Below are 23,007 nucleotides of genomic sequence, written 5' to 3' on the forward strand. Positions count from 1 at the left end.
TGGGCAAGGCGCCGACGTCATGGCGTGTCGCTGTCTCATACTCACCGCAAGTTGCCGGGGCTAGCCGAGCGCGGACTTCACCGCGTCCGCGAGGCGCTCCGCGACCGACCGGGCCTGGTCGATGTCCGCGGCCTCGACCATCACCCGCACCAGGGGCTCGGTCCCGGACGGCCGCAGCAGCACCCGCCCGGTCTCGCCCAGCTCGCGCTCCGCGTCCGTCACCGCCGCGGCCAGCTCGGCGCTGGAGGCGACCCGGGACTTGTCCACGTCCCGGACGTTGATCAGCACCTGCGGCAGCCGCTCCATGACGGCCGCGAGGTCGGCCAGCGTACGGCCGGTGGCGGCCACCCGGGCGGCCAGCAGCAGCCCGGTCAGGGTGCCGTCGCCGGTGGTGGCGTGGTCGAGCACGATGACATGGCCGGACTGCTCGCCGCCCAGGGCGTAGCCGTGCTCCTTCATCTCCTCCAGCACATAGCGGTCGCCGACCGCCGTCTGGACCAGCTCGACGCCCTCGCGCCGCATGGCGAGTTTGAAGCCGAGGTTGGACATCACGGTGCCGACGACCGTGTTCTCCCGCAGGCCGCCCGCCTCGCGCAGCGCGAGCGCGAGCACCGCGAGGATCTGGTCGCCGTCGACCTCCTGGCCCACCGCGTCCACGGCCAGGCAGCGGTCGGCGTCGCCGTCGTGCGCGATGCCCAGGTCGGCCCGGTGCTCGAGGACGGCGGCCTGGAGCCGGTCCAGGTGGGTGGAGCCGTAGCCGTCGTTGATGTTGAGCCCGTCCGGCTCGGTGCCGATGGTGATGACCTCGGCACCGGCCCGGGTGAACGCCTCCGGGGAGACCCGGGCGGCCGCGCCGTGCGCGCCGTCGATGACGACCTTCAGCCCGTCCAGCCGGTTGGGCAGGACGCCGATGAGGTGGGCGACGTACTTGTCGAAGCCCTCCCCGTACTCGCGCACCCGGCCCACGCCCGCGCCGGTCGGCCGGACCCACGGCTCGCCGGAGGCGTGCGCGCGGTAGGTGGTCTCGATCCGGTCCTCCAGCTCGTCCGCGAGCTTGTGGCCGCCGCGGGCGAAGAACTTGATGCCGTTGTCGGGCATCGCGTTGTGGCTGGCGGACAGCATCACACCCAGGTCCGCGCCCCGCACGCCGGTCAGATACGCCACCGCGGGCGTCGGCAGCACGCCCACCCGCAGTACGTCCACGCCCGCACTGGCAAGACCGGCCACCACGGCGGCCTCCAGGAACTCCCCGGACGCGCGCGGATCCCTCCCGACCACCGCTACCGCCCGGTGGCCTTCGAAGGTTCCCGCCTCGGCGAGCACATGCGCCGCGGCGACCGACAGACCGAGCGCCATCTCAGCCGTCAGGTCGGCGTTGGCGACACCGCGCACACCGTCCGTACCGAAGAGTCGTCCCACTGGTGTCCTCCGAGATTACGAGCTGGGGGGCGGAAGCTTGCTTGTAGGTATACGCCCCCTGGTGCGAATAGCCGAACGCCCCGGCGGCACGGTGGTGCCGCCGGGGCGTTCGAACAAGCGAGCGAAGCCGCCGTATGGGCAGCAGCGCAGCCGCGCGATTAGCGCTTGCTGTACTGCGGCGCCTTACGGGCCTTCTTCAGACCGGCCTTCTTACGCTCGGTGGCGCGGTCGTCACGGGTCAGGAAGCCGGCCTTCTTCAGCGGGGCGCGGTTGTTGTCCACGTCCGCCTCGTTCAGCGCGCGGGCGATGCCCAGGCGCAGCGCACCGGCCTGACCGGAGACGCCGCCACCCGCGATGCGGGCGATGACGTCGTAGCGGTCGTCCAGCTCGAGCACCTTGAAGGGCTCGTTGACTTCCTGCTGGTGCACCTTGTTGGGGAAGTACCCCTCAAGGGTGCGACCGTTGATCTTCCACTGGCCGCTGCCCGGCACGATACGGACGCGGGCGATGGCGTTCTTACGGCGGCCGGTGCCGGCGGCCGGCTGCGGCTCGCCGAAGCGGGAAGCGAGCGACTCGGAGGTGTACTCCGACTCGATCGTCTCCACGCTCTCGGTGGTGTACTCCTCGACATCGAGGGGGGTCTCGACAGGGGTCTCGACGGGGGTCTCGGCGGTGGTCTCGGCCACGATGCTCCTCAGATTCTCTTCGTCTTAGGGGGTGGCCGGGACTACTGCGCGACCTGGGTGATCTCGAACGGGACCGGCTGCTGAGCGCCGTGCGGGTGCTGGTCGCCCGCGTAGACCTTCAGCTTCGAGAGCATCTGACGGCCCAGGGTGTTCTTGGGGATCATGCCCTTGATGGCCTTCTCGACGGCCTTCTCCGGGCTCTTGGCCAGCAGCTCGTCATAGCGGATGGAGCGCAGACCACCCGGGTAGCCGGAGTGGCGGTACGCCATCTTCTGGGTTCGCTTGTTGCCGGAGAGGTGCACCTTGTCGGCGTTGATGATGATGACGAAGTCACCAGTGTCGACATGCGGCGCGTACACCGGCTTGTGCTTGCCACGGAGAAGGGTGGCGGCCTGAGAGGCCAGGCGGCCCAGGACGACGTCGGTGGCGTCGATGACGTGCCACTGACGCTGGACGTCGCCGGGCTTGGGGCTGTACGTACGCACGGTCGTAGCCTTCGCTTCTTCAGTGAGTGTGGTCCTGACAAGGCCACCCGGACGATCACGACAGCCTTGGCCGCACATCGGTGACGCAAACCGAGTGCCTGCCGCTGGTCATCGGCCCGGTGGACCGGCGTAACGGCCTCTCACGTGAGAACGAGCAAGCCAATACGCATAACGAACTGGCAGAATACCGGCCCGCCCCCGTACGGGTCAAAACGCCCCCGGCACGCCACCGCATCGCTCACCTCTTACGGGCCACCCGCCCCTCGTCCCAGACCGGCTCCGACGCCTCCCGCACCACCCCGTCCGACCCGAAGACCAGAAAGCGGTCAAAGGACCGGGCGAACCACCGGTCGTGCGTCACGGCCAGCACCGTGCCCTCGTACCGTTCAAGACCCTCCTGCAGCGCCTCCGCACTCTCCAGATCCAGGTTGTCCGTCGGCTCGTCCAGCAACAGCGCGGTGGCCCCCGCCAGCTCCAGCAACAGGATCTGGAAGCGTGCCTGCTGCCCGCCGGACAGCCTGTCGAAGCGCTGGTCGCCCTGGCGCTCCAGCTCATAGCGGCGCAGCGCGCTCATCGCGCCGCCCCGGTCCTTGGCGTGCTCGGTCCACAGGATGTCGACGAGGGGGCGCCCGTCCAGCTCGGGGTGGGCGTGGGTCTGCGCGAAGTGCCCGGGCACCACCCGCGCCCCCAGTTTCCACGCGCCCGTATGCGCGACCCCGTCGCCCGCCAGCAGCCGCAGGAAGTGGGACTTCCCCGAGCCGTTGCTGCCGAGTACGGCCACCCGCTCCCCGTAGAAGACCTCCAGGTCGAACGGTTTCATCAGCCCGGTGAGCTCCAGCTGCCGGCAGGTCACCGCGCGCACCCCGGTCCGGCCGCCCTTCAGCCGCATCCGGATGTCCTGCTCACGCGGCGGCTCCTGCGGCGGGCCCGCCTCCTCGAACTTCCGCAGCCGGGTCTTCGCGGCCTGGTAACGGCTGGCCATGTCCGAGTTGTACGCCGCCTTCTGCTTGAAGGTGAGCATCAGCTGCCGGAGCTTGGCGTGCTCCTCGTCCCAGCGCCGCCGCAGCTCCTCGAAGCGGGCGAAGCGCTCCTTGCGGGCCTGGTGGTACGTGCCGAAGCCGCCGCCGTGCACCCAGACGTCGCTGCCCGCCGGGCCCGGCTCCACGCTGATGATCTTCTCGGCGGAGCGGGCCAGCAGCTCCCGGTCGTGGGAGACGAACAGCACCGTCTTCTTCGTCTCCCGCAGCCGCTCCTCCAGCCACCGCTTGCCGGGGACGTCCAGATAGTTGTCCGGCTCGTCCAGCAGCAGCACCTCGTCGGCGCCGCGCAGCAGCGACTCCAGCACCAGCCGCTTCTGCTCACCGCCCGACAGCGTCCGCACCTGGCGCCACTGCGCCCGCTCGTACGGGACGCCGAGCGCGGCCATGGTGCACATGTCCCACACCGTCTCGGCCTCGTACCCGCCCGCCTCGGCCCAGTCGCTGAGCGCCTGCGCGTAACTCATCTGCGCGGGCTCGTCGTCCTTCGTCATGATCGCGTACTCGGCCGCGTCCACCGCCCCGGCAGCCTTCCGGATCCCCGGCCGCGCGACCGACACCAGCAGGTCCCGCACCGTCCGGTCGTCCCGTACGGACCCCACGAACTGCGGCATCACCCCGAGCCCGCCGCTGACCGTCACCGCTCCGCCGTGCGGCTTGAGCTCCCCCGCGATCAGCCTCAGCAGCGTGGTCTTCCCGGCGCCGTTGGCCCCCACCAGAGCGACCGCGGCGCCCTCACCGACCCGGAACGACACATCCCCGAGCAGCACCCGCCCGTCCGGGAGGTAGTACTCGAGATGGCCCGCCTCCACATGTCCCATGCACCGGATTGTGACCTCTGGCGGTGTACCGGACCAACCGGTTTAGCACCCGACCGGAATACGATGTGCGCCATGAGCTTTGGGCAAGGGGGGCCTTACGGGCCCGGGGGAGGCTACGGGCCCGGGGGATCCCAACCGCCGACGCCCGACTGGGCGGCGCTCGCCGACGACACCGCAAGGCGCGGCCGCCGCCGCAAGCTGCTGTTCATCGGCGGCGGTGTGCTCGCGACGGCCGCCGTCGCGGCGATCGTCGCCACGGCCGTGATCAGCAGCGGCGGCGGCAAGGGCGACTCCAACAAGTCCGACAAGTCCGCCAGTCAGCTGCCCTCGCCGCAGGACCTGCCCAGCGAGTCCCCCACCCCCGAGCCCACGTTCTCCGATGTGGCCCCACCGGCCCCGCCGAAGCCGCTGGACATCATCTCCAGCGCGAAGCGGGACAAGGCGCCGATCAGCACCGGCACCCTCTTCTCCGGTGACAAGGCCGTCGGGAACGGCCATGAGTACTCCAAGGCCGCGACCGCCGCCACGAAGAACTGCGCGACGGCGGCCCAGGGCGGCCTCGGCTCCGTCCTCACCAACAACGGCTGCCGCCAACTGTTCCGCGCGACCTTCTCCAAGGACGGCGTCGCGGTCACCGTCGGCATCGCCGTCTTCGACACCAAGGCGGCGGCGGAGCGGGCCAAGAATCAGTCGGGGCCCAATGTGGCGTCCCTCGCCGGCGACGGTGTACCCGTCTTCTGCCGCCAGGCCGACTGCCAGGCGTCCGCCAACGCCATCGGCCGCTATGCCTACTTCACCATCGCCGGCTACACCTCCGGCAAGGACGTGACCAGCGGCGACACCAAGGCGGTGCGGGCGGGACGCGATATCGCGGACTACGCCTTCCGCCGCATCCTGGAGCGCGGCAACCAGCAGGCGTCGGCGGCGGCGACGGCCACCGACTAGAGCCCGCCGCCCGGCCGCGCGCTTCGGCGGCCGGGCGGGCGGCGCACTGTTACGCCTTCAGCGCCTTCTCCAACTTGGCGACCTGCGCCGAGACCACGGCGTCCGGGAGGAGGGGCTTGGTCGGGTTCGCGATGTCGACGCCGAAGAACACGGACAGGTGCGTACCGGAGCGCACGATCGTGAACTTCACGGTGCCGACGTCCTCCGTGCCCGCCTCGGCCAAGGTGTAGGACAGCGCCTCGTCGCCGAGCTTCGGCGCGGTCAGCGTCTCCACCTTCGCGACGTCCGCCTTCGCGCCGCTCCCGTCGGTCGCCTTGAACCCACCGGCGCAGGCCGCGAGAGCGCCCCGCAGGTCCGATACGGTCTGCTCGGCGCCGGCCTCCGCGTACGAGGACAGCCGGATCATGCCCGTGGCGGTCCCCGTGCCCTTGCCGCTACCGGTCAGCGCCCCGGCCGAGGCGAACGTCGCGTACGCCGAGTCCTTCGGCGCCGGGTTCGTCTGAGACCCCATCAACTGCGCCAGCGGCTGGCACTTGGCGTCGGCGGCCTTCGCCTCCCCGCCGTCCGAGTACTCCTTGTCCGTCATCTTCTCGACTTCGAAGCCCTTGATGTCGGCCTTCACGACCACGGCCTTCCCCAGCGCGGCCTTCGGCAGCGGCGCGGCCTGCTGCTCCGCCGCCGGCGTCTTCTCAGTTGACTTGTCGGACTTCTTGTCACCGTCGGAGTCGCCGCCGCACGCGGTCACCAACCCCAGCGCCGCCACGGCCGTGACCGCCAACACGACGCGCGACACAGACTTACTCACGTTTTGTCCATCCTTGGTTGACTCTCCCGCGATCGCGGTTGAGGTCATCAAACATCGGGCTGCACCTGGTCGAACAGAGATTTCCATGACAATCCGATATCGCCGAAAAGGTTGCGCAACGCCGGATCACGAGATCACAACGGCCAGCCGACGCGGCATCCCCGAGCATGGCAGAGGCCGTCCCGACCGTGAGCGAGATTCGGCCCCTCCCGCCGTCGGCCTGCCGTCACGGAGGCCGAGCACATGGATCTGTTCAAAGTCGATCTCGCGCCCGGTGGGGGGCATCGCCTGATCGAGGGATCCTTCGCGGAACCGGACGAAGGGGCCGGTGTGACGGCCCCGCATGCGCAGCCGCACCCAGACCTGGTCATCGCCGTGGGCCGTGCCGAGGATGGGGAAGCGCAGCTCACTGAAGGCCGATCGCATCCACACACCCAAGGCGAGGACCCCCGCCGGTCCCGGAGTCGCGCAGGCGGATGGCACCATCAGCGCACCTACGTCTCCCCCTTGCGCGAGAAGGCTGCCGCGCGGACTCGCGCGCTGATCCTCCAGCACTCCGGCTACGAGCAGGCCATGCGGCAGATACTCGCCCTACGGACACCCGAGGCGGTCCTCAAGGCGCTGGCGCAGGGCACGCGGATGGGCAACGAAGGCCAGTTCACGGTGCACGAGGCGATCCGCAAGGCGCATCGTGGAGGACACAGCCGGCCTGCTGTGGTTCTGGTTCGGCCACACCGGCTGGCGCACCTTGGTGATCGAGAACGGCTGGTCGTGGGATCGGGCCGAGAGCGTCCTCTACCGAACGGCAGTCGCCACTCTTTGCGGAACCCGGGGATTCACGGGATGCTCCGACACCCGACCCCCGCGGAGGGTTGTACCGGATAACCCAGATGTGGGGCATCACATATCAGCTGCGGCAAAAGCAACCTTTCCCTCGGTGCTCTGTCTTAACGAGCAAACCGCCCCGTACCGGCCCTGACCAAGCCGGGCGGGCGGGCGGTATCAGCGCAGAGACTCGGGCCGGAGGGGGGCCGACGCGCGGCGGGGTCGCCCCGGCCGTGCGCACATCACCATGAAGATCTCATTTCTGCTGCACAACGCGTACGGAATAGGCGGCACCATCCGCACGACCTTCAATATGGCAAGCGCGCTCGCCGCCCGCCATACGGTCGAGATCGTCACCGTCATGCGGACCCACAGCGCGCCCAGTCTCCCCCTCCACCCCGCCGTCCGGATCACCCCGCTGATCGACCGGCGCCCGGAGGCGAAGGGGAGCGACGCGGACAACGCCCTTCTCGAACAGCCCACTTCGCATATCCCGGCCGCCGAGGCGAAAGGCACCACGAACTTCAACGCGCTGACCGACCAGCGCATCGCCGCATACCTCGCGGACACCGACGCGGACGTGGTCATCGCGACCCGCCCCGGGCTGGTGATCTACCTCGCCGAGTTCGGGCAGCGCCGCTATGTGCGGATCGGGCAGGAGCACCGGATCTACGGCACCCACCAGGCGTCGCTCCGCGCCGCCTGCGACGCCGCGATCGCCCGGCTGGACGCGTACACCACCGTCTCGGAGGCCGACGCCGGGACACACCGCGCCCAGCTGCCCGGTGTGACCACCCGGATCGTCGGGCTGCCCAACGGGGTCCCCGCCACGGAGGTGGAGCCGTCCGACTCCTCGGCGAAGCTGGTCGTGGCGGCCGGGCGGCTCATCCCCGTCAAGCGGTACGACCTGCTGGTGGAGGCCTGGGCCACGGTCGCCGCCAAGCACCCCGACTGGCAGCTGCGCATCTACGGCCGAGGCCCCCAGCAGCCCGTACTCCGCCGCCGGATCGACGAGCTCGGCCTGGCCGACCACATCACGCTCATGGGCGCCCACTCCCCCATCGAGCCCGAGTGGGCCAAGGGCTCGATCGCCGCCGTCACCTCGCGCGAGGAGTCGTTCGGGATGACGATCGTGGAGGCCATGCACTGCGGTGTGCCCGTCGTCGCCACCGACTGCCCCCACGGGCCGGGCGAGATCATCACGCACGGCCGGGACGGCCTCCTCGTCCCCGTCGGCGACACCGACGCCATCGCCAAGGGACTGCTGAGCCTGATCGAGGACGACGAGCTGCGCCGCTCGATGGGCGCGGCGGCGCGCGCGGCGGCGCGGCGGTACGCGCCGGAGCGCGTGGCGCAGGCGTACGAGCAGCTGTTCACGGAGCTCTACGAGGCGCGTGGCACGGCCGTCCCGGCCACCCGCCGCGCACGCGGTCCGCTGCTGAGGCTCAGCAGCCCCTTGGCGATGGCGTCGCCCCTGAAGACCACCCTCAAGGGCGCGGTCAAGCAGCTGATCCGCAAGCCGCTGCGCCCCAGCGCCTCCTGCCGCGTCGACGCGGACGGCAATCTGACCGTCCTGATCGACCGTACGGACATGCGCGGCACCGATCTCGCGCTCACCCTCACCCGCCGCGACGACCACGACGGCCAGGGGACCGCCCCGCTCACCCTGCCCCTGCGTCCCCCCGCCACCGACGACGCCCCCTGGACCGCGCTGCTCGACCGCCGCGCCCTCACCCTCGCCGAGGGCCGCTGGGACCTGCACGTCGTACGGCCGGGCGACGGCGCCCGCCGCCGCGTGGACTGCCGCTTCGCGGAGGGGCGCGGCCTGCTGGACCTCGAGCCGCTGCCCGACGCCCCGTTCTCCTGGTGGATCCCGTACCGCACCGTGGGCGGCCATCTCGCGCTGCGCACCTGGCGCCGCCGGGCCCACGCCGAGGCCCGTACGATCCACGCCGACGCCGAGGCGATCAGCGTGGCGGGCACCCTGCACGGCACCGCCTTCCCGGCGGACGCGGCCCCCACCGTCTGGGCCGTTCCGCGCGGCGGCACGTCGAGCCCCTTCACCATCCCCGTCACGGCCCTCGGCCCGGCCGACTTCCGCGCCACCATCCCGTACGACCGGATCCGCGCAGCCGACGCACACTCGGCCAAGGCGCCGGTATGGGACCTGACGCTCCGTCTCGGGTCGGACGCCGGGGCCCCGGCCGACGCGGCTCCGCTCCGCGTCGGCCGGATCATCGGCGACATCGTCGACCGCAACAAGACGGACCTCTACCCGGCCACCGACGGCATCCGCCCCTACCTCACCAAGGCCAACAACCTGGCCGTCACACTTCCGGCGTGACGGTTCAGCAGCAGCCCGCCCCAGGCGCCGGATGCGCCAGCGGCAGCGAACGCTTGTTGCGCGCCTCGCGGTTGCGGGCGGCGAGTTGGTCGTCGGAGGGGTAGCCGACCTCTTCGAGGGTCAGCCCATGGGGGCGGACGACATGGACCGCGGAGTCACGCACCCCGGCGGCCAGCACCTTGGCGGGCCAGTCCGCCGGGCGGTGGCCGTCGCCGACGAAGAGAAGGGCGCCGACCAGGGCCCGGACCATGTTGTGGCAGAAGGCGTCGGCCCGCACGGTCGCCGTGATGATGCCGTCGGGGCCGCGCTCCCAGCTCAGCCGCTGGAGGGTGCGGATGGTGGTGGCGCCGTCGCGCTTCTTGCAGTACGCCGCGAAGTCGTGCTCCCCGAGCAGCTTCTGCGCGGCCTCGTTCATGGCGTCCACGTCCAGCGGCCAGTCGTGCCACAGCACATGGCCGCGCAGCAGCGGGTCGACGCCGCCGGGGTGGTCGACGACGCGGTAGGCGTAGCGGCGCCAGACGGCGGAGAAGCGGGCGTTGAAGCCGGGCGGGGCCTCGGCGACGGACCAGACGCGTATGTCGTGCGGAAGCCGGCCGGCCAGGCGGCGCAGCAGCTTCTCGCGGTGCTCGGCCCAGACGGGCTCAGGGAGGTCGACATGGGCGACCTGGCCGCGCGCGTGGACACCGGCGTCGGTGCGGCCCGCGACGGTCAGGTCCACAGGGTCCTGCATGCGCATGACGACCTGGAGGGCGCTCTCCAGCTCGCCCTGTACGGTGCGCACCGTGTCCCGGCCGCGCTGCTTGGCCCAGCCCGAGAAGTCCGTGCCGTCGTACGACAGGTTCAGCCGGACGCGTACATAGCCTTCGGGCGCCTCGTCCGTCACCCAGAAATCCTCTCCATGCGGGACGGGCCCGCCCCCAAGTCGCTGGGAGCGGGCCCGTCACCTCAAGCCGTCAACGCTCAGGCGTCCTTGCTGCCCTCATCAGCCGCTTCCGCGGCGGGCTCGGCCGGGGCCTCAGCGGCCTCGTCCTTGGCCTCAGCGGCCTCGTCCTTCTTCAGGCCCTCGAGCGCCTTGTCGCCGGCAGCGTCCTTCGCGGTGCGCTTGGTGGCGGCCTCGGCCTCGCCGACAGCCTCCTGCTGCACGGTCAGCGCCTCGACCAGCTCGATGACCGCCATGGGCGCGTTGTCGCCACGGCGGTTACCGATCTTGGTGATACGGGTGTAGCCACCCGGGCGGTTCTCGTAGCGCGGGCCGATCTCCGTGAAGAGAGTGTGCACGACGCTCTTGTCACGGATGGTTGCCAGCACCAGACGGCGGTTGTGAAGGTCGCCCTTCTTCGCCTTGGTGATCAGCTTCTCCGCGACCGGGCGCAGGCGGCGGGCCTTCGCCTCGGTGGTCTTGATGCGGCCGTGCTCGAACAGCGAGGTGGCGAGGTTCGCCAGCATCAGCCGCTCGTGCGCCGCGCTGCCGCCCAGACGGGCACCCTTGGTGGGCCTCGGCATTGTTTCTCCTTCGGTCTGCACCGGCCGTATGAGGTACCGGTGTCAGTTACCGACGGGCGAGCGCCCGCCGGAAGTCTTCACACTTCAGCTCAGGGCCCCGAGCGCGAAGCTCGGGGCCCCAGGGCTCAGTACTGCTCGGTCTCGACGAAACCGGCGTCCGCGTCGTCGTCCGCGCCGAACGCGTCCGCGGCAGCGGTCGGGTCGAATCCGGGCGGGCTGTCCTTGAGCGCCAGGCCCATACCGGCCAGCTTGGCCTTGACCTCGTCGATCGACTTGGCGCCGAAGTTGCGGATGTCGAGCAGGTCCGCCTCGGACCGCGCCACGAGCTCACCCACGGAGTGGATGCCCTCGCGCTTGAGGCAGTTGTACGAGCGGACGGTGAGCTCGAGCTCCTCGATCGGCAGCGCCAGATCGGCGGCCAGGGCGGCGTCCGTGGGGGACGGGCCCATGTCGATGCCCTCCGCGTCGATGTTCAGCTCGCGGGCGAGACCGAACAGCTCGACGAGGGTCTTACCGGCCGAGGCCATGGCGTCACGCGGGCGCATCGCCTGCTTGGTCTCGACGTCGACGATCAGCTTGTCGAAGTCGGTGCGCTGCTCGACACGGGTCGCCTCGACCTTGTAGGTGACCTTGAGCACCGGCGAGTAGATGGAGTCGACCGGGATCCGGCCGATCTCCTGGCCGACCTGCTTGTTCTGGACGGCGGAGACATAGCCGCGACCGCGCTCGACGGTCAGCTCCATCTCCAGCTTGCCCTTGCCGTTCAGCGTGGCCAGGACCAGGTCGGGGTTGTGCACCTCGACACCGGCCGGCGGGGCGATGTCGGCGGCGGTGACCAGGCCGGGGCCCTGCTTGCGCAGGTACATCACGACCGGCTCGTCGTGCTCGGAGGAGACGACCAGCTGCTTGATGTTGAGGATGAGGTCGGTGACGTCCTCCTTGACGCCCGGCACGGTGGTGAACTCGTGCAGGACCCCGTCGATCCGGATGCTGGTGACAGCCGCACCGGGGATCGAGGAGAGGAGCGTACGACGCAGGGAGTTGCCGAGGGTGTAGCCGAAGCCCGGCTCCAGCGGCTCGATCACGAACCGGGAGCGGAATTCGTCGACGACCTCTTCGGTCAACGAAGGACGCTGAGCGATCAGCATGGTGTTTGGATCCTTCAGTCGTGGGCGCCCGCTATTTGACGCCCTCTGTACTGACGATGGTACGGGCGGCACGGGCCAAACGGCTCGTACCGCCCGTATCCGGAGCCACCCCGAAAGGTGGCCCAAGCGTCGTGCTTACTTCGAGTAGAGCTCGACGATCAGCTGCTCCTGCACCTGGGTGTCGATCACCTGGCGCTCGGGCAGCGAGTGGACGAGGATCCGCAGCTGCGACGGAATGGCCTCCAGCCACGCCGGCACGGTGCGCTCGCCGGCCTCGGCCTGAGCCACCTGGAAGGGGGTCATGGTCCGGGACTTCGGGCGAACCTCGATGATGTCGTTCACGGCGACGCGGGCCGACGGGATGTCGGTCTTGCGGCCGTTCACATTGATGTGCCCGTGGCGGACCAGCTGCCGGGCGTGGTCGCGGGACTTGGCGAAGCCGGCCCGGTAGACCACGTTGTCCAGCCGCGACTCGAGGATGCGAAGAAGGTTCTCACCGGTCTTGCCGGACTTCTTGTTCGCCTCCGCGTAGTAACCACGGAACTGCTTCTCAAGGACGCCGTAGATACGGGTGGCCTTCTGCTTCTCACGGAGCTGCAGCAGGTACTCGCTGTCCTTGGTGCGCCCGCGACCGTGCTCACCCGGGGGGTAAGGACGGATCTCGATCGGGCACTTCGCGCTCTCGCACTTGCTCCCCTTGAGGAAGAGCTTCTGCTTCTCCCGACGGCAACGCTTGCAGTCGGCCCCGGTGTATCGCGCCATTTTCTGGTATCTCTCCTACTTCAGCTGGTCAGACGCGGCGACGCTTGGGCGGGCGGCATCCGTTGTGCGGAGTCGGAGTGACGTCCTGGATCGAGCCCACCTCCAGGCCGGTGGCCTGGAGCGAGCGGATCGCGGTCTCACGGCCGGAGCCCGGACCCTTGACGAACACGTCGACCTTGCGCATGCCGTGCTCCTGCGCCCGGCGGGCGGCCGACTCGGCGGCCATCTGCGCGGCGAACGGAGTCGACTTGCGCGAGCCCTTGAAGCCGACGTGGCCGGCCGAGGCCCAAGAGATCACGTTCCCGGTCGGGTCGGTGATCGAGACGATGGTGTTGTTGAACGTGCTCTTGATGTGAGCGTGCCCGTGGGCGACGTTCTTCTTCTCCTTGCGGCGCACCTTCTTGGCGCCGGCCGTACGACTCTTCGGAGGCATTCGGTGTATCTCCCGTGGAGGTGGTCGGTCCTACAGCCGGACCGCTTGAACAGCGTCCGGTGCGGACTACTTCTTGCCCGGCTTCTTCTTGCCGGCGATGGCGCGACGCGGGCCCTTGCGGGTACGGGCGTTGGTGCTGGTGCGCTGGCCGTGGACCGGCAGCCCGCGGCGGTGACGCAGACCCTGGTAGCAGCCGATCTCGACCTTGCGGCGGATGTCGGCCTGGATCTCGCGACGGAGGTCACCCTCGGTCTTGATGTTGTTGTCCACGTACTCGCGGATCTTGACCAGGTCCTCTTCCGCCAGGTCGCGAACGCGGGTGTCCGGGTTCACGCCGGTGCTGGCGAGGGTCTCCTGGGCAAGGGTGCGGCCGATGCCGAAGACATAAGTGAGGGCGACCTCGACGCGCTTTTCGCGCGGGAGGTCAACGCCTGCGAGGCGTGCCATGAATCTGGCTCCAGATGGTTGTCGGAGGTCTTCCGCAGCACCACTCCCGGCCGCCGCGCGGCGGCCGCCGGGTCCCCGGCCTCCGACCGGGGGTGTCGTCCCCGCGGGAGGCGGGAACGGATGACTGCGTATGTACGTATGTGTATGCGTCGCGCGAAGATACTGCGAGGTGCAGGTCGTGCGGTCAGGCGTACGTCAGCCCTGGCGCTGCTTGTGGCGCAGGTTGTCGCAGATGACCATGACCCGACCGTGGCGGCGGATCACCTTGCACTTGTCGCAGATCTTCTTGACGCTCGGCTTGACCTTCATGGGTGTGAGGTTCTCCGGGTCGTGAGATCTACTTGTAGCGGTAGACGATCCGTCCGCGCGTCAGGTCGTACGGAGACAGCTCCACGACGACCCGGTCATCGGGCAGGATGCGGATGTAGTGCATACGCATCTTGCCGCTGATGTGCGCGAGGACCTTGTGACCGTTCTGAAGCTCCACCTTGAACATCGCGTTCGGCAGAGACTCGATCACGGTGCCCTCGATTTCGATGGCGCCTTGCTTCTTGGCCATGTCCTGCTTTCGGGATCGGCTACCTTGATCGGTTCGCGACATGCCGAAAGACACGCGTGAGCCGACGTGTCAGTCTACGTCAGCCCATCGGGAAACACGAATCCGGGGCAGCATGCCCCGAATCGGAGATCATTAAGCCGATCGGGATCTTACGCCAGGGGGTCCGGGGCCGTCTGTATCCCGTATTCGGCGAGCTTGGCCGCCCCGCCGTCCACGGCGGTCAGCACCAGCGGGCCCTCCTCGGTGAGCGCGACCGAATGCTCCCAGTGGCTGGACCAGGTGCCGTCGTCCGTCTTGACCGTCCAGTCGTCGGACAGCACATGGGTCTTCGCGGTGCCCAGGCTCACCATGGGCTCGATCGCGATACAGAAGCCGGGCACCAGCCGCGGGCCCTTGCCGCGCTTCTTCGAGACATAGTTCAGCAGATGCGGGTCCATGTGCATCTGGCTGCCGATGCCATGGCCGCCGTAGTCCTCGACGATCCCGTACTTACCGGAGGCCGGACGCGGCTGGCGCCGGATGTAGCCCTCGATGGCCTTGGAGATGTCGACCAGGCGGTTGCCCTTGCGGACCGCGGCGATACCGGCCCACATGGACTCCTCGGTCACCCGGCTCAGCTCGTACAGCTCGGGCGCGTGGCCGTCGCCCACGAAGGCGGTGAAGGCGGCGTCGCCGTGCCAGCCGTCCACGATCGCGCCCGCGTCGATGGAGATGATGTCGCCGTCCTTGAGGACGGTCTCGGCGTCCGGGATGCCGTGCACCACGACATCGTTCACCGAGGTGCAGATGGTCGCGGGGAAGCCCCCGTAGCCCAGGAAGTTCGACTTGGCGCCATGGTCTGCGATCACCTTGCGGGCGACGTCGTCCAGGTCCTTGGTCGACGCGCCGGGGACGGCCGCCTCGCGGGTGGCCTGGTGGATGGCCGCCACGACCAGTCCCGCCTCACGCATCTTCGCGATCTGATCGGGGGTCTTTATCTCCACCACTGGGACTGCCTTCCCGCGTTTCCGCCGTTGCCGTCATTCACCTGGCCGACCACCAGGCCGACGCTCTTTGCACAACTCTCTGCACAACAGTACGGCCGCGGCGCCCGATGGGCACCGCGGCCGTAAGCCCTTGAGCGACCTCAGGCCGCCTTGGCCGCCAGCGCGTCCATGGCCCGCTGGGTGACCTCGGAGACCTTGCCGAGCGCCGGAATCGTCACGACCTGGCCCTTGGCCTTGTAGTAGTCGATGATCGGCTCCGTCTCACGGTGGTAGACCTCAAGACGCTTGCGGACGGTCTCCTCGCTGTCGTCCTCGCGCTGGTACAGCTCGCCGCCGCACTCGTCGCAGACGCCTTCGGTCTTCGGCGGGGCGCCGGTGACGTGGAAGACATGGCTGCTGTCGTTGCGGCAGATGCGCCGCCCGGCGATGCGCCGGACGACCTCGTCCTCGGGGACCTCGAGGTCCAGCACCGCGTCCAGCGAGATCTGGTTCTCTCGGAGGAACTCATCCAGCGCCTCGGCCTGCGCCAGATTGCGCGGGAAGCCGTCGAGCAGGAAGCCCGGCGCGGCGTCCGGCTGGCGCATCCGGTCTTCGGCCATTCCGATGGTGACCTCGTCCGGCACCAGCTGGCCGGCCCGCATGTACTCCTGCGCCTGCCGGCCGAGGGGCGTGCCCTGGCTGATGTTCGCGCGGAAGAGGTCGCCCGTGGAGATGTGCGGGATCAACAGGTTCTTGGCGAGGTACGCGGCCTGCGTACCCTTGCCAGCCCCAGGAGGCCCGACGAGGACGATTCGCATCAGCGGAGGAACCCTTCGTAATGTCGCTGCTGAAGCTGGCTCTCGATCTGCTTCACGGTCTCCAGGCCGACACCCACGATGATCAGGATGCTGGTGCCGCCGAACGGGAAGTTCTGATTGGCATCGAGCGTCACCAGCGCCACCGTGGGCACCAGGGCGATCAGTCCCAGATAGAGCGAACCCGGCCATGTAATGCGGTTCAGCACGTAGCTCAGATACTCAGCCGTGGGACGACCTGCCCGGATGCCCGGAATGAACCCACCATACTTCTTCATGTTGTCGGCGACTTCTTCGGGGTTGAACGAGATGGCCACGTAGAAGAAAGCGAAGAAGACGATGAGCAGGAAGTACGTGGTGATGTAGTACGGGTGGTCGCCCCTGACGAAATTGGTCTGGATCCACGTGGCCCAGCCTGCTTTGGACCCGCTGAACTGAACGATCAGCGCGGGAATGTAGAGCAGCGAGGACGCGAAGATGACGGGAATCACACCCGCCTGGTTGACCTTCATCGGAATGTAGGTCGAGGTGCCGCCATACGAACGACGGCCGACCATGCGCTTCGCGTACTGGACAGGGATACGGCGCTGGGCCTGCTCGACGAAGACCACCAGGCCGACCATGACCAGGCCGCACAGGACGACCAGGCTGAACTCCAGCCAACCGCCCATGATCTTGCCCTGCTGCTTGATCGTCCACATGGCGCTCGGGAAGCCGGCCGCGATGGAGACGAACATCAGGATCGACATGCCGTTGCCGATGCCGCGGTCGGTGACCAGCTCACCGAGCCACATGATCAGCGCCGTACCCGCGGTCATCGTGATGACCATCACGACCGTGGTGAAGATCGCGTCGTCCTTGACGATCTGGTTGCCGACATCGCAGGCCTGGAACAGCTGGCCGCTGCGAGCGGTGGCCACCAGACCGGTGCCCTGCAGAATCGCGAGCGCCACGGTCAGGTAGCGGGTGTACTGTGTGATCTTCGCCTGACCCGACTGGCCCTCTTTCTTGAGGGCTTCGAGGCGCGGGATCACCACGGTCAGCAGCTGCAGGATGATGCTCGCCGTGATGTACGGCATGATCCCGAGCGCGAAGATGGTGATCTGCAGCAGCGCGCCGCCGCTGAACATGTTGACCAGACCGAAGAGCCCCTGCTGACCCTTGGCCTGATCGATGCAGGTCTGGACGTTCTGATAATTGATGCCCGGGATCGGGATATGTTGCCCGAGCCGGAACAGCACGATGATGCCCAGCGTGAACAGCAGCTTCTTGCGCAGGTCGGGCGTCTTGAACGCCCGGGCGAACGCGGTGAGCACGGTGCCTCCTGCGCCCCCCGCGTCAGCCGCGAGAGGTGGTGGTCGTGAGAATCGACGAATAGTTATCGGTCAAGGCCCGCGCGTACACGGGCCGCGCGGAAGGTAACAACGCACGCCACCTTACCGGCGACCTGGCCCCCCTTGGAACGACCAACCGGGGATGCCCCGTATGTGGGGCATCCCCGGCCAGGTGTGCCACCGTTCTCAGACGAGCTCGGTGACCGTGCCTCCAGCGGCGGTGATCTTCTCCTTGGCGGAACCGGAGACGGCGTCGACCGTCACCTGGAGCGCCACGGAGACCTCGCCGGTACCCAGCACCTTGACGAGCTGGTTCTTGCGAACCGCGCCCTTGGCGACCAGGTCGGCCACCGTGACCTCGCCACCCTGCGGGTAGAGCGCGGCCAGCTTGTCCAGGTTCACGACCTGGTACTCGGTGCGGAACGGGTTCTTGAAGCCCTTGAGCTTCGGGAGCCGCATGTGGAGGGGCATCTGCCCACCCTCGAAGCGCTCCGGAACCTGGTAGCGGGCCTTGGTGCCCTTGGTGCCACGACCAGCGGTCTTACCCTTGGACGCCTCACCACGACCGACACGGGTCTTGGCGGTCTTGGCACCCGGGGCGGGCCGGAGGTTGTGGACCTTCAGCGGGTTGTTGCTGTCCGCCATGTCAGTCGACCTCCTCAACCGTCACGAGATGCCGCACGGTCTTGGCCATGCCGCGGAACTCGGGGCGGTCCTCCTTGACAACCGTGTCGCCCAGCCTCTTCAGGCCGAGCGAGCGCAGGGTGTCGCGGTGGTTCTGCTTGCTGCCGATGTACGACTTCGTCTGCGTGATCTTCAGGCGGGCCATGCTTACGCACCCACCCCGGCACGCGCCCGCAGCAGAGCGGCGGGGGCGACGTCCTCGAGCGGCAGACCACGACGGGCCGCGATCTCCTCGGGGCGCTGAAGCCCCTGGAGAGCGGTCACCGTGGCGTGCACGATGTTGATCGGGTTCGACGAGCCGAGCGACTTGCTGAGCACGTCGTGGATGCCCGCGCACTCCAGCACGGCGCGCACCGGGCCACCGGCGATCACACCGGTACCGGGCGAAGCCGGCTTCAGCAGCACGACGCCCGCGGCCTTCTCGCCCTGGATCGGGTGCGGAATGGTGCCGGCGATCCGGGGGACCTTGAAGAAGTGCTTCTTGGCCTCCTCCACACCCTTGGCGATGGCGGCCGGCACCTCCTTGGCCTTGCCGTAACCGACACCCACGGTGCCGTCACCGTCGCCCACCACGACCAGCGCGGTGAAGCTGAAGCGACGACCACCCTTCACAACCTTGGCGACGCGGTTGATCGCGACAACGCGCTCGACGTAAGCGGTCTTCTCGGCAGCTGAGCCGCCGTCCCGCCGGTCCTTCCGGTCCCGCCGCTCGCCGCCACCGGCGCCGCCACCGCGGCGCTGGGGTCCAGCCATTGGATTTACCTCTCTCGTTTATGTCCGCTGTGCGTAGGGACCTGGGCTAGAACTTCAGCCCGGCCTCGCGGGCGGCGTCCGCCAGAGCGGCGATACGCCCGGCGTACTGGTTACCACCGCGGTCGAACACGACGGCCTCGACGCCCGCCGCCTTCGCCCGCTCGGCGACCAGGGCGCCGACCTGCTTGGCCTGCGCGCTCTTGTCACCCTCTCCGCCACGGATGGACGTGTCCAGGGTCGACGCCGAGGCCACCGTGTGGCCCGCGATGTCGTCGATGACCTGCGCCACCATGTGACGGTTGGAGCGCGTCACAACGAGGCGGGGGCGCTCCGGCGTGCCGGAGATCCGCTTGCGGACGCGGATGTGACGGCGCTTGACGGCAGCGGCCTTACGGGCGTCGCCCTTGGCGATCTTCACACCGTATGCCATGGCTTACTTACCAGTCTTTCCGGCCTTGCGAGCGATGACCTCGCCCGCGTACTTCACGCCCTTGGCCTTGTACGGATCCGGCTTGCGCAGCTTGCGGATGTTCGCGGCGACCTCGCCGACCTTCTGCTTGTCGATGCCCTCGACGCTCAGCTTGGTCGGGGACTCCACCTTGAAGGTGATGCCCTCGGGGGCCTCGACCAGGATCGGGTGGCTGTAGCCCAGGGCGAACTCCAGGTTGGAGCCCTTCGCCTGGACGCGGTAACCGACACCGCTGATCTCGAGCGCCTTGCTGTAGCCCTGGGTCACGCCGGTGATCATGTTCGCCACCAGCGTGCGGGACAGGCCGTGCAGGGCCTTGTTCTGACGCTCGTCGTTCGGGCGGGTGACAACGAGGTTGTTGTCCTCACCCTTGGCGACCTCGATAGGCGCGGCGACGGTGTGCGAGAGAGAACCCTTGGGGCCCTTCACTGCGACCGTACGGCCATCGATGGTGACGTCCACACCAGCGGGAACCTGGATGGGCAGCCGTCCAATTCGCGACATGGCTCTTCCTCCGTTCCCTGGTTACCAGACGTAGGCGAGGACTTCCCCACCCACACCCTTCTTGCCTGCCTGCTGGCCGGTGAGCAGCCCGTGCGACGTGGAGATGATCGCCACGCCCAGGCCGCCGAGCACCTTCGGCAGGTTGGTGGACTTTGCGTAGACCCGCAGACCCGGCTTCGAAATCCGCTTGATGCCGGCGATCGAGCGCTCGCGGTTGGGGCCGAACTTCAGCTCGAGGACGAGGCTCTTGCCGACCTCGGCGTCCTCGACCTTCCAGCCGGTGATGTAGCCCTCCTGCTGGAGGATCTCCGCGATGTGCGACTTGATCTTGCTGTGGGGCATCACGACGGAGTCGTGGTATGCCGAGTTCGCGTTTCGCAGACGAGTCAACATGTCTGCGATCGGATCGGTCATGGTCATGATGGCCTTCGGCCTCTCTCGCCGGGGTTTCCTATCTGCGCCATCCCTCTCACCCAACTCAGTGGTGGGCACGGGTGCGGCGCGGGGACCTACGGCGTAGTAAGACGATTTAGGCAGCGAGTGCCCAACCCCACAAGCCTACGGGATTGTGGGGCGGGCTCTCGCCAGCCATTTGCTTACCGAGAGTCCTGGTTCATCCCGCTTAGGGGGATTACCAGGAGCTCTTGGTCACGCCCGGCAGCTCGCCACGGTGAGCCATCTCACGGAGGCACACGCGGCACAGGCCGAACTTGCGGTACACGGAGTGGGGCCGGCCGCAGCGCTGGCAGCGGGTGTACCCGCGCACACCGAACTTCGGCTTGCGGGCGGCCTTTGCGATCAGAGCCTTCTTCGCCACGGTCAGTTCTCCTTGAACGGGAAGCCGAGGAGACGAAGCAGGGCACGGCCTTCCTCGTCGTTGGACGCCGTGGTCACCACGGTGATGTCCATGCCCCGTACCCGGTCGATCTTGTCCTGGTCGATCTCGTGGAACATGACCTGCTCCGTGAGACCGAAGGTGTAGTTGCCACGGCCGTCGAACTGCTTCGGCGACAGACCGCGGAAGTCGCGGATGCGCGGCAGCGCGAGCGACAGCAGGCGGTCCAGGAACTCCCACATGCGGTCACCGCGGAGGGTGACGTGGGCACCGATCGGCTGACCCTCACGCAGCTTGAACTGCGCGATGGACTTACGGGCCTTGGTGACAGACGGCTTCTGGCCGGTGATCGTGGCGAGGTCGCGGATGGCGCCCTCGATCAGCTTGGAGTCGCGGGCGGCGTCGCCCACACCCATGTTGACCACGATCTTGGTGAGACCGGGGATCTGCATGACGTTCTCGTAGGAGAACTGGTCCTTCAGCTTGCCCTGGATCTCTTCGCGGTAGCGCAGCTTGAGGCGCGGTGCAGTGATGGTGGCAGTCATCAGATGTCCTCACCGGTCCGCTTGGCAACGCGGATCTTGTTGCCCTCGTCGTCGAAGCGGTATCCGACGCGGGTGACGACCTTCTTGCCGTCCTTCTCCACCACGAGCTGAACGTTGCTCACGTGGACCGGAGCCTCGGTCGTCACGATGCCGCCGGTCTTCGAACCACGAGCGGTCTGGCCGGCCTTGGTGTGCTTCTTGACCCGGTTGACACCCTCGACCAGGACGCGGTCCTCGCGGGGGTAGGCCTGGATGACCTTGCCCTGCTTGCCCTTGTCCTTGCCGGTGATGACCTGAACCAGGTCGCCCTTCTTGATCTTCATCGGTTACAGCACCTCCGGCGCGAGCGAGACGATCTTCATGAACTTCTTCTCGCGCAGCTCACGGCCCACCGGGCCGAAAATACGGGTGCCGCGGGGGTCGCCATCGTTCTTGAGGATGACGGCCGCGTTTTCGTCGAAGCGGATGTACGAGCCGTCCGGGCGGCGGCGCTCCTTGACGGTGCGCACGATGACCGCCTTGACGACCTCGCCCTTCTTCACGTTGCCACCGGGGATCGCGTCCTTGACGGTGGCGACGATAACGTCACCGATGCCCGCGTAGCGGCGACCGGAACCACCGAGAACACGGATGCAAAGGATTTCCTTCGCGCCCGTGTTGTCGGCGACGCGCAGTCGCGACTCCTGCTGGATCACGTCTATCTCCTGATCGTCTGCCGGTTCCCGGCAGGGGCCGCTACATCACGGACCCCTGCCGAGCCTGGCGGAACTGGCCTGAGGGCTGCTGCCCTCAGGGGATTACTTGGCCTTCTCGAGGATCTCGACGACGCGCCAGCGCTTGGTCGAGGACAGCGGCCGGGTCTCCATCAGGAGGACACGGTCGCCGACACCCGCGGCGTTCTGCTCGTCGTGCGCCTTGAGCTTGTTCGTACGGCGGATGACCTTGCCGTACAGGGCGTGCTTGACGCGGTCCTCGACAGCGACGACGACGGTCTTGTCCATCTTGTCGCTGACGACCAGACCCTCACGGGTCTTGCGGAAGCCGCGGGTCTCGTTGGTCTCTGCAGTCACATTCGTCTCGCTCATCAGGCGCTCTCCACCGTCTCGATGCCGAGCTCGCGCTCCCGCATCAGGGTGTAGATCCGGGCGATGTCCTTGCGGACTTCCTTCAGCCGGCCGTGGTTCTCGAGCTGTCCGGTCGCCGCCTGGAAGCGGAGGTTGAACAGCTCTTCCTTGGCCTCACGGAGCTTGCCAACGAGGTCCTCGTTGCTCAGCTCACGCAGCTCGGACGCCTTGGTACCGGCCGCCATCACGACTCACCTGCCTCGCGCCGCACGATCCGGCACTTCATCGGGAGCTTGTGAGCAGCGCGGGTGAGCGCCTCACGCGCAGTCTTCTCGTTTGGGTAGGACAGCTCGAACATCACCCGACCGGGCTTGACGTTCGCGATCCACCACTCCGGCGAGCCCTTACCGGAACCCATGCGGGTCTCGGCCGGCTTCTTCGTCAGCGGACGGTCCGGGTAGATGTTGATCCAGACCTTGCCGCCACGCTTGATGTGGCGGGTCATCGCGATACGCGCGGCCTCGATCTGACGGTTGGTGACGTACGCCGGAGTGACGGCCTGAATGCCGTACTCGCCGAACGCCAGCTCCGTGCCGCCCTTGGCCATACCCGACCGCTTCGGGTGGTGCTGCTTGCGGTGCTTGACCCTGCGAGGGATCAGCATGTCGGTCAGGCCTCCGTTCCGGTGCTCTCAGCAGCCGGAGCAGCGGTCGCGGCGGCCTCGGCCTTGGGGGCCTCGGCTGCGGCATTCTGCTGCTGCGGCTTACGGCCGCGGCCACCGCGCTCGCCGCCACGGCCGCGCTGCGGGCGGTCGCTGCCG

General features: G+C 68.3%; 33 protein-coding genes. 3 read left to right on the plus strand and 30 right to left on the minus strand.

Annotated features, from left to right (window positions below; translation table 11 throughout):
* Positions 1 to 60: 60 nt before the first annotated feature.
* The 4 genes from glmM to ACWDSL_RS39950 all read right to left on the minus strand — a co-directional run bounded on the left by glmM (position 61) and on the right by ACWDSL_RS39950 (position 4,448).
* Positions 61 to 1,419, minus strand: a complete 1,359-nt coding sequence (glmM, locus tag ACWDSL_RS39935) for a phosphoglucosamine mutase (protein ID WP_450492885.1) — start codon at positions 1,417 to 1,419, stop codon at positions 61 to 63.
* A 158-nt stretch (positions 1,420 to 1,577) separates the two neighbouring features.
* On the minus strand, positions 1,578 to 2,105 hold the full coding sequence (rpsI, locus tag ACWDSL_RS39940) for a 30S ribosomal protein S9 (protein ID WP_450492887.1): 528 nt from the start codon (positions 2,103 to 2,105) through the stop codon (positions 1,578 to 1,580).
* Between the two features lie 41 nt (positions 2,106 to 2,146).
* A complete protein-coding gene (rplM, locus tag ACWDSL_RS39945; protein WP_450492889.1) occupies positions 2,147 to 2,590 on the minus strand; it encodes a 50S ribosomal protein L13 in 444 nt (147 codons plus the stop codon).
* 238 nt (positions 2,591 to 2,828) lie between these two features.
* The gene (locus tag ACWDSL_RS39950; protein ID WP_450492891.1) at positions 2,829 to 4,448 is read right to left on the minus strand and encodes an ABC-F family ATP-binding cassette domain-containing protein; all 1,620 of its coding nucleotides are present in this window, start codon (positions 4,446 to 4,448) and stop codon (positions 2,829 to 2,831) included.
* A 72-nt stretch (positions 4,449 to 4,520) separates the two neighbouring features.
* Between ACWDSL_RS39950 and ACWDSL_RS39955 the strand changes: the two genes are divergently transcribed.
* The gene (locus ACWDSL_RS39955; RefSeq protein WP_450492893.1) at positions 4,521 to 5,393 is read left to right on the plus strand and encodes a hypothetical protein; all 873 of its coding nucleotides are present in this window, start codon (positions 4,521 to 4,523) and stop codon (positions 5,391 to 5,393) included.
* A gap of 49 nt (positions 5,394 to 5,442) precedes the next feature.
* Here ACWDSL_RS39955 and ACWDSL_RS39960 read toward each other — a convergent pair whose 3' ends face one another.
* Together ACWDSL_RS39960 and ACWDSL_RS39965 are read right to left on the minus strand one after the other, a co-directional pair.
* Positions 5,443 to 6,198 carry a hypothetical protein gene (locus ACWDSL_RS39960; protein WP_450492895.1) on the minus strand — a complete coding sequence of 252 codons (756 nt, stop codon included), beginning with the start codon at positions 6,196 to 6,198 and terminating at the stop codon, positions 5,443 to 5,445.
* A gap of 126 nt (positions 6,199 to 6,324) precedes the next feature.
* A complete protein-coding gene (locus tag ACWDSL_RS39965) occupies positions 6,325 to 6,684 on the minus strand; it encodes an ester cyclase (RefSeq protein ID WP_450492897.1) in 360 nt (119 codons plus the stop codon).
* Here ACWDSL_RS39965 and ACWDSL_RS39970 point away from each other — a divergent pair.
* Together ACWDSL_RS39970 and ACWDSL_RS39975 are read left to right on the plus strand one after the other, a co-directional pair.
* Positions 6,574 to 7,083, plus strand: a complete 510-nt coding sequence (locus tag ACWDSL_RS39970; protein ID WP_450492899.1) for a hypothetical protein — start codon at positions 6,574 to 6,576, stop codon at positions 7,081 to 7,083. The genes ACWDSL_RS39965 and ACWDSL_RS39970 overlap by 111 nt on opposite strands.
* 187 nt (positions 7,084 to 7,270) lie before the next feature.
* A complete protein-coding gene (locus ACWDSL_RS39975) occupies positions 7,271 to 9,367 on the plus strand; it encodes a glycosyltransferase family 4 protein (protein ID WP_450492900.1) in 2,097 nt (698 codons plus the stop codon).
* Positions 9,368 to 9,371: 4 nt separating this feature from the next.
* Here the strand turns inward: ACWDSL_RS39975 and truA are convergent, their stop codons facing one another.
* From truA to rplP, 24 genes are all read right to left on the minus strand, one after another.
* Positions 9,372 to 10,250, minus strand: a complete 879-nt coding sequence (truA, locus tag ACWDSL_RS39980) for a tRNA pseudouridine(38-40) synthase TruA (protein ID WP_450492902.1) — start codon at positions 10,248 to 10,250, stop codon at positions 9,372 to 9,374.
* A gap of 77 nt (positions 10,251 to 10,327) precedes the next feature.
* A complete protein-coding gene (rplQ, locus tag ACWDSL_RS39985; protein ID WP_450492904.1) occupies positions 10,328 to 10,870 on the minus strand; it encodes a 50S ribosomal protein L17 in 543 nt (180 codons plus the stop codon).
* Positions 10,871 to 10,995: 125 nt separating this feature from the next.
* Positions 10,996 to 12,018 carry a DNA-directed RNA polymerase subunit alpha gene (locus tag ACWDSL_RS39990; protein WP_003966937.1) on the minus strand — a complete coding sequence of 341 codons (1,023 nt, stop codon included), beginning with the start codon at positions 12,016 to 12,018 and terminating at the stop codon, positions 10,996 to 10,998.
* Positions 12,019 to 12,153: 135 nt separating this feature from the next.
* Positions 12,154 to 12,780 carry a 30S ribosomal protein S4 gene (gene rpsD, locus ACWDSL_RS39995; RefSeq protein WP_450492906.1) on the minus strand — a complete coding sequence of 209 codons (627 nt, stop codon included), beginning with the start codon at positions 12,778 to 12,780 and terminating at the stop codon, positions 12,154 to 12,156.
* A gap of 28 nt (positions 12,781 to 12,808) precedes the next feature.
* Positions 12,809 to 13,213 (minus strand): 30S ribosomal protein S11, encoded by a 405-nt coding sequence (gene rpsK / locus ACWDSL_RS40000; RefSeq protein WP_009715860.1) that lies wholly within the window; start codon positions 13,211 to 13,213, stop codon positions 12,809 to 12,811.
* 66 nt (positions 13,214 to 13,279) lie between these two features.
* Positions 13,280 to 13,660, minus strand: a complete 381-nt coding sequence (gene rpsM / locus ACWDSL_RS40005; protein WP_450492908.1) for a 30S ribosomal protein S13 — start codon at positions 13,658 to 13,660, stop codon at positions 13,280 to 13,282.
* A 195-nt stretch (positions 13,661 to 13,855) separates the two neighbouring features.
* Positions 13,856 to 13,969, minus strand: coding sequence for a 50S ribosomal protein L36 (gene rpmJ / locus ACWDSL_RS40010; protein ID WP_003956441.1), 114 nt, complete (start codon positions 13,967 to 13,969; stop codon positions 13,856 to 13,858).
* 28 nt (positions 13,970 to 13,997) lie between these two features.
* Positions 13,998 to 14,219 (minus strand): translation initiation factor IF-1, encoded by a 222-nt coding sequence (gene infA, locus ACWDSL_RS40015; RefSeq protein ID WP_003956442.1) that lies wholly within the window; start codon positions 14,217 to 14,219, stop codon positions 13,998 to 14,000.
* 149 nt (positions 14,220 to 14,368) lie between these two features.
* Positions 14,369 to 15,205, minus strand: a complete 837-nt coding sequence (gene map / locus ACWDSL_RS40020; protein ID WP_450492909.1) for a type I methionyl aminopeptidase — start codon at positions 15,203 to 15,205, stop codon at positions 14,369 to 14,371.
* Between the two features lie 140 nt (positions 15,206 to 15,345).
* Positions 15,346 to 16,002 (minus strand): adenylate kinase, encoded by a 657-nt coding sequence (locus ACWDSL_RS40025; RefSeq protein ID WP_450492911.1) that lies wholly within the window; start codon positions 16,000 to 16,002, stop codon positions 15,346 to 15,348.
* Positions 16,002 to 17,315, minus strand: coding sequence for a preprotein translocase subunit SecY (gene secY, locus ACWDSL_RS40030; RefSeq protein ID WP_450492913.1), 1,314 nt, complete (start codon positions 17,313 to 17,315; stop codon positions 16,002 to 16,004). Before secY ends, ACWDSL_RS40025 begins: the two co-directional genes overlap by 1 nt.
* A gap of 204 nt (positions 17,316 to 17,519) precedes the next feature.
* On the minus strand, positions 17,520 to 17,978 hold the full coding sequence (gene rplO / locus ACWDSL_RS40035) for a 50S ribosomal protein L15 (RefSeq protein ID WP_089509687.1): 459 nt from the start codon (positions 17,976 to 17,978) through the stop codon (positions 17,520 to 17,522).
* Position 17,979: 1 nt separating this feature from the next.
* Positions 17,980 to 18,162 carry a 50S ribosomal protein L30 gene (gene rpmD / locus ACWDSL_RS40040; RefSeq protein ID WP_450492915.1) on the minus strand — a complete coding sequence of 61 codons (183 nt, stop codon included), beginning with the start codon at positions 18,160 to 18,162 and terminating at the stop codon, positions 17,980 to 17,982.
* Positions 18,163 to 18,164: 2 nt separating this feature from the next.
* Positions 18,165 to 18,770, minus strand: a complete 606-nt coding sequence (gene rpsE / locus ACWDSL_RS40045; RefSeq protein ID WP_089509688.1) for a 30S ribosomal protein S5 — start codon at positions 18,768 to 18,770, stop codon at positions 18,165 to 18,167.
* A 46-nt stretch (positions 18,771 to 18,816) separates the two neighbouring features.
* Positions 18,817 to 19,200, minus strand: coding sequence for a 50S ribosomal protein L18 (gene rplR, locus ACWDSL_RS40050; RefSeq protein WP_450492916.1), 384 nt, complete (start codon positions 19,198 to 19,200; stop codon positions 18,817 to 18,819).
* 3 nt (positions 19,201 to 19,203) lie between these two features.
* Positions 19,204 to 19,743, minus strand: a complete 540-nt coding sequence (rplF, locus tag ACWDSL_RS40055; RefSeq protein ID WP_450492918.1) for a 50S ribosomal protein L6 — start codon at positions 19,741 to 19,743, stop codon at positions 19,204 to 19,206.
* 21 nt (positions 19,744 to 19,764) lie between these two features.
* Positions 19,765 to 20,163, minus strand: a complete 399-nt coding sequence (rpsH, locus tag ACWDSL_RS40060; protein WP_450492919.1) for a 30S ribosomal protein S8 — start codon at positions 20,161 to 20,163, stop codon at positions 19,765 to 19,767.
* Positions 20,164 to 20,374: 211 nt separating this feature from the next.
* Positions 20,375 to 20,560 carry a type Z 30S ribosomal protein S14 gene (locus tag ACWDSL_RS40065; protein WP_003948630.1) on the minus strand — a complete coding sequence of 62 codons (186 nt, stop codon included), beginning with the start codon at positions 20,558 to 20,560 and terminating at the stop codon, positions 20,375 to 20,377.
* A gap of 2 nt (positions 20,561 to 20,562) precedes the next feature.
* The gene (gene rplE, locus ACWDSL_RS40070; protein ID WP_450492921.1) at positions 20,563 to 21,123 is read right to left on the minus strand and encodes a 50S ribosomal protein L5; all 561 of its coding nucleotides are present in this window, start codon (positions 21,121 to 21,123) and stop codon (positions 20,563 to 20,565) included.
* Positions 21,123 to 21,446, minus strand: coding sequence for a 50S ribosomal protein L24 (rplX, locus tag ACWDSL_RS40075; RefSeq protein ID WP_014178777.1), 324 nt, complete (start codon positions 21,444 to 21,446; stop codon positions 21,123 to 21,125). Before rplX ends, rplE begins: the two co-directional genes overlap by 1 nt.
* Positions 21,447 to 21,449: 3 nt before the next feature.
* The gene (gene rplN, locus ACWDSL_RS40080; RefSeq protein WP_014178776.1) at positions 21,450 to 21,818 is read right to left on the minus strand and encodes a 50S ribosomal protein L14; all 369 of its coding nucleotides are present in this window, start codon (positions 21,816 to 21,818) and stop codon (positions 21,450 to 21,452) included.
* Between the two features lie 102 nt (positions 21,819 to 21,920).
* A complete protein-coding gene (gene rpsQ / locus ACWDSL_RS40085; protein WP_450492924.1) occupies positions 21,921 to 22,208 on the minus strand; it encodes a 30S ribosomal protein S17 in 288 nt (95 codons plus the stop codon).
* A complete protein-coding gene (rpmC, locus tag ACWDSL_RS40090; protein WP_450492926.1) occupies positions 22,208 to 22,432 on the minus strand; it encodes a 50S ribosomal protein L29 in 225 nt (74 codons plus the stop codon). The genes rpsQ and rpmC overlap by 1 nt, the downstream gene beginning before the upstream one ends.
* On the minus strand, positions 22,432 to 22,851 hold the full coding sequence (gene rplP, locus ACWDSL_RS40095) for a 50S ribosomal protein L16 (protein WP_014178774.1): 420 nt from the start codon (positions 22,849 to 22,851) through the stop codon (positions 22,432 to 22,434). Before rplP ends, rpmC begins: the two co-directional genes overlap by 1 nt.
* Positions 22,852 to 23,007: the final 156 nt, after the last annotated feature.

Source organism: Streptomyces sp. NPDC000941, from assembly GCF_053599555.1.

Bases quoted from the DNA above. Each gene is read 5' to 3' on its own strand.
- ACWDSL_RS39950 (WP_450492891.1), bottom strand. From the start codon at position 4,448: ATGGGACATGTGGAGGCGGGCCATCTCGAGTACTACCTCCCGGACGGG.
- ACWDSL_RS39955 (WP_450492893.1), top strand. From the start codon at position 4,521: ATGAGCTTTGGGCAAGGGGGGCCTTACGGGCCCGGGGGAGGCTACGGG.
- ACWDSL_RS39965 (WP_450492897.1), bottom strand. From the start codon at position 6,684: ATGGTGCCATCCGCCTGCGCGACTCCGGGACCGGCGGGGGTCCTCGCC.
- ACWDSL_RS39975 (WP_450492900.1), top strand. From the start codon at position 7,271: ATGAAGATCTCATTTCTGCTGCACAACGCGTACGGAATAGGCGGCACC.
- rplQ (WP_450492904.1), bottom strand. From the start codon at position 10,870: ATGCCGAGGCCCACCAAGGGTGCCCGTCTGGGCGGCAGCGCGGCGCAC.
- ACWDSL_RS39990 (WP_003966937.1), bottom strand. From the start codon at position 12,018: ATGCTGATCGCTCAGCGTCCTTCGTTGACCGAAGAGGTCGTCGACGAA.
- rpsD (WP_450492906.1), bottom strand. From the start codon at position 12,780: ATGGCGCGATACACCGGGGCCGACTGCAAGCGTTGCCGTCGGGAGAAG.
- rpsK (WP_009715860.1), bottom strand. From the start codon at position 13,213: ATGCCTCCGAAGAGTCGTACGGCCGGCGCCAAGAAGGTGCGCCGCAAG.
- rpsM (WP_450492908.1), bottom strand. From the start codon at position 13,660: ATGGCACGCCTCGCAGGCGTTGACCTCCCGCGCGAAAAGCGCGTCGAG.
- rpmJ (WP_003956441.1), bottom strand. From the start codon at position 13,969: ATGAAGGTCAAGCCGAGCGTCAAGAAGATCTGCGACAAGTGCAAGGTG.
- infA (WP_003956442.1), bottom strand. From the start codon at position 14,219: ATGGCCAAGAAGCAAGGCGCCATCGAAATCGAGGGCACCGTGATCGAG.
- ACWDSL_RS40025 (WP_450492911.1), bottom strand. From the start codon at position 16,002: ATGCGAATCGTCCTCGTCGGGCCTCCTGGGGCTGGCAAGGGTACGCAG.
- rplO (WP_089509687.1), bottom strand. From the start codon at position 17,978: ATGGCGGACAGCAACAACCCGCTGAAGGTCCACAACCTCCGGCCCGCC.
- rpmD (WP_450492915.1), bottom strand. From the start codon at position 18,162: ATGGCCCGCCTGAAGATCACGCAGACGAAGTCGTACATCGGCAGCAAG.
- rpsE (WP_089509688.1), bottom strand. From the start codon at position 18,770: ATGGCTGGACCCCAGCGCCGCGGTGGCGGCGCCGGTGGCGGCGAGCGG.
- rplR (WP_450492916.1), bottom strand. From the start codon at position 19,200: ATGGCATACGGTGTGAAGATCGCCAAGGGCGACGCCCGTAAGGCCGCT.
- rplF (WP_450492918.1), bottom strand. From the start codon at position 19,743: ATGTCGCGAATTGGACGGCTGCCCATCCAGGTTCCCGCTGGTGTGGAC.
- rpsH (WP_450492919.1), bottom strand. From the start codon at position 20,163: ATGACCATGACCGATCCGATCGCAGACATGTTGACTCGTCTGCGAAAC.
- rplE (WP_450492921.1), bottom strand. From the start codon at position 21,123: ATGACTGCCACCATCACTGCACCGCGCCTCAAGCTGCGCTACCGCGAA.
- rplX (WP_014178777.1), bottom strand. From the start codon at position 21,446: ATGAAGATCAAGAAGGGCGACCTGGTTCAGGTCATCACCGGCAAGGAC.
- rpsQ (WP_450492924.1), bottom strand. From the start codon at position 22,208: ATGAGCGAGACGAATGTGACTGCAGAGACCAACGAGACCCGCGGCTTC.
- rpmC (WP_450492926.1), bottom strand. From the start codon at position 22,432: ATGGCGGCCGGTACCAAGGCGTCCGAGCTGCGTGAGCTGAGCAACGAG.
- rplP (WP_014178774.1), bottom strand. From the start codon at position 22,851: ATGCTGATCCCTCGCAGGGTCAAGCACCGCAAGCAGCACCACCCGAAG.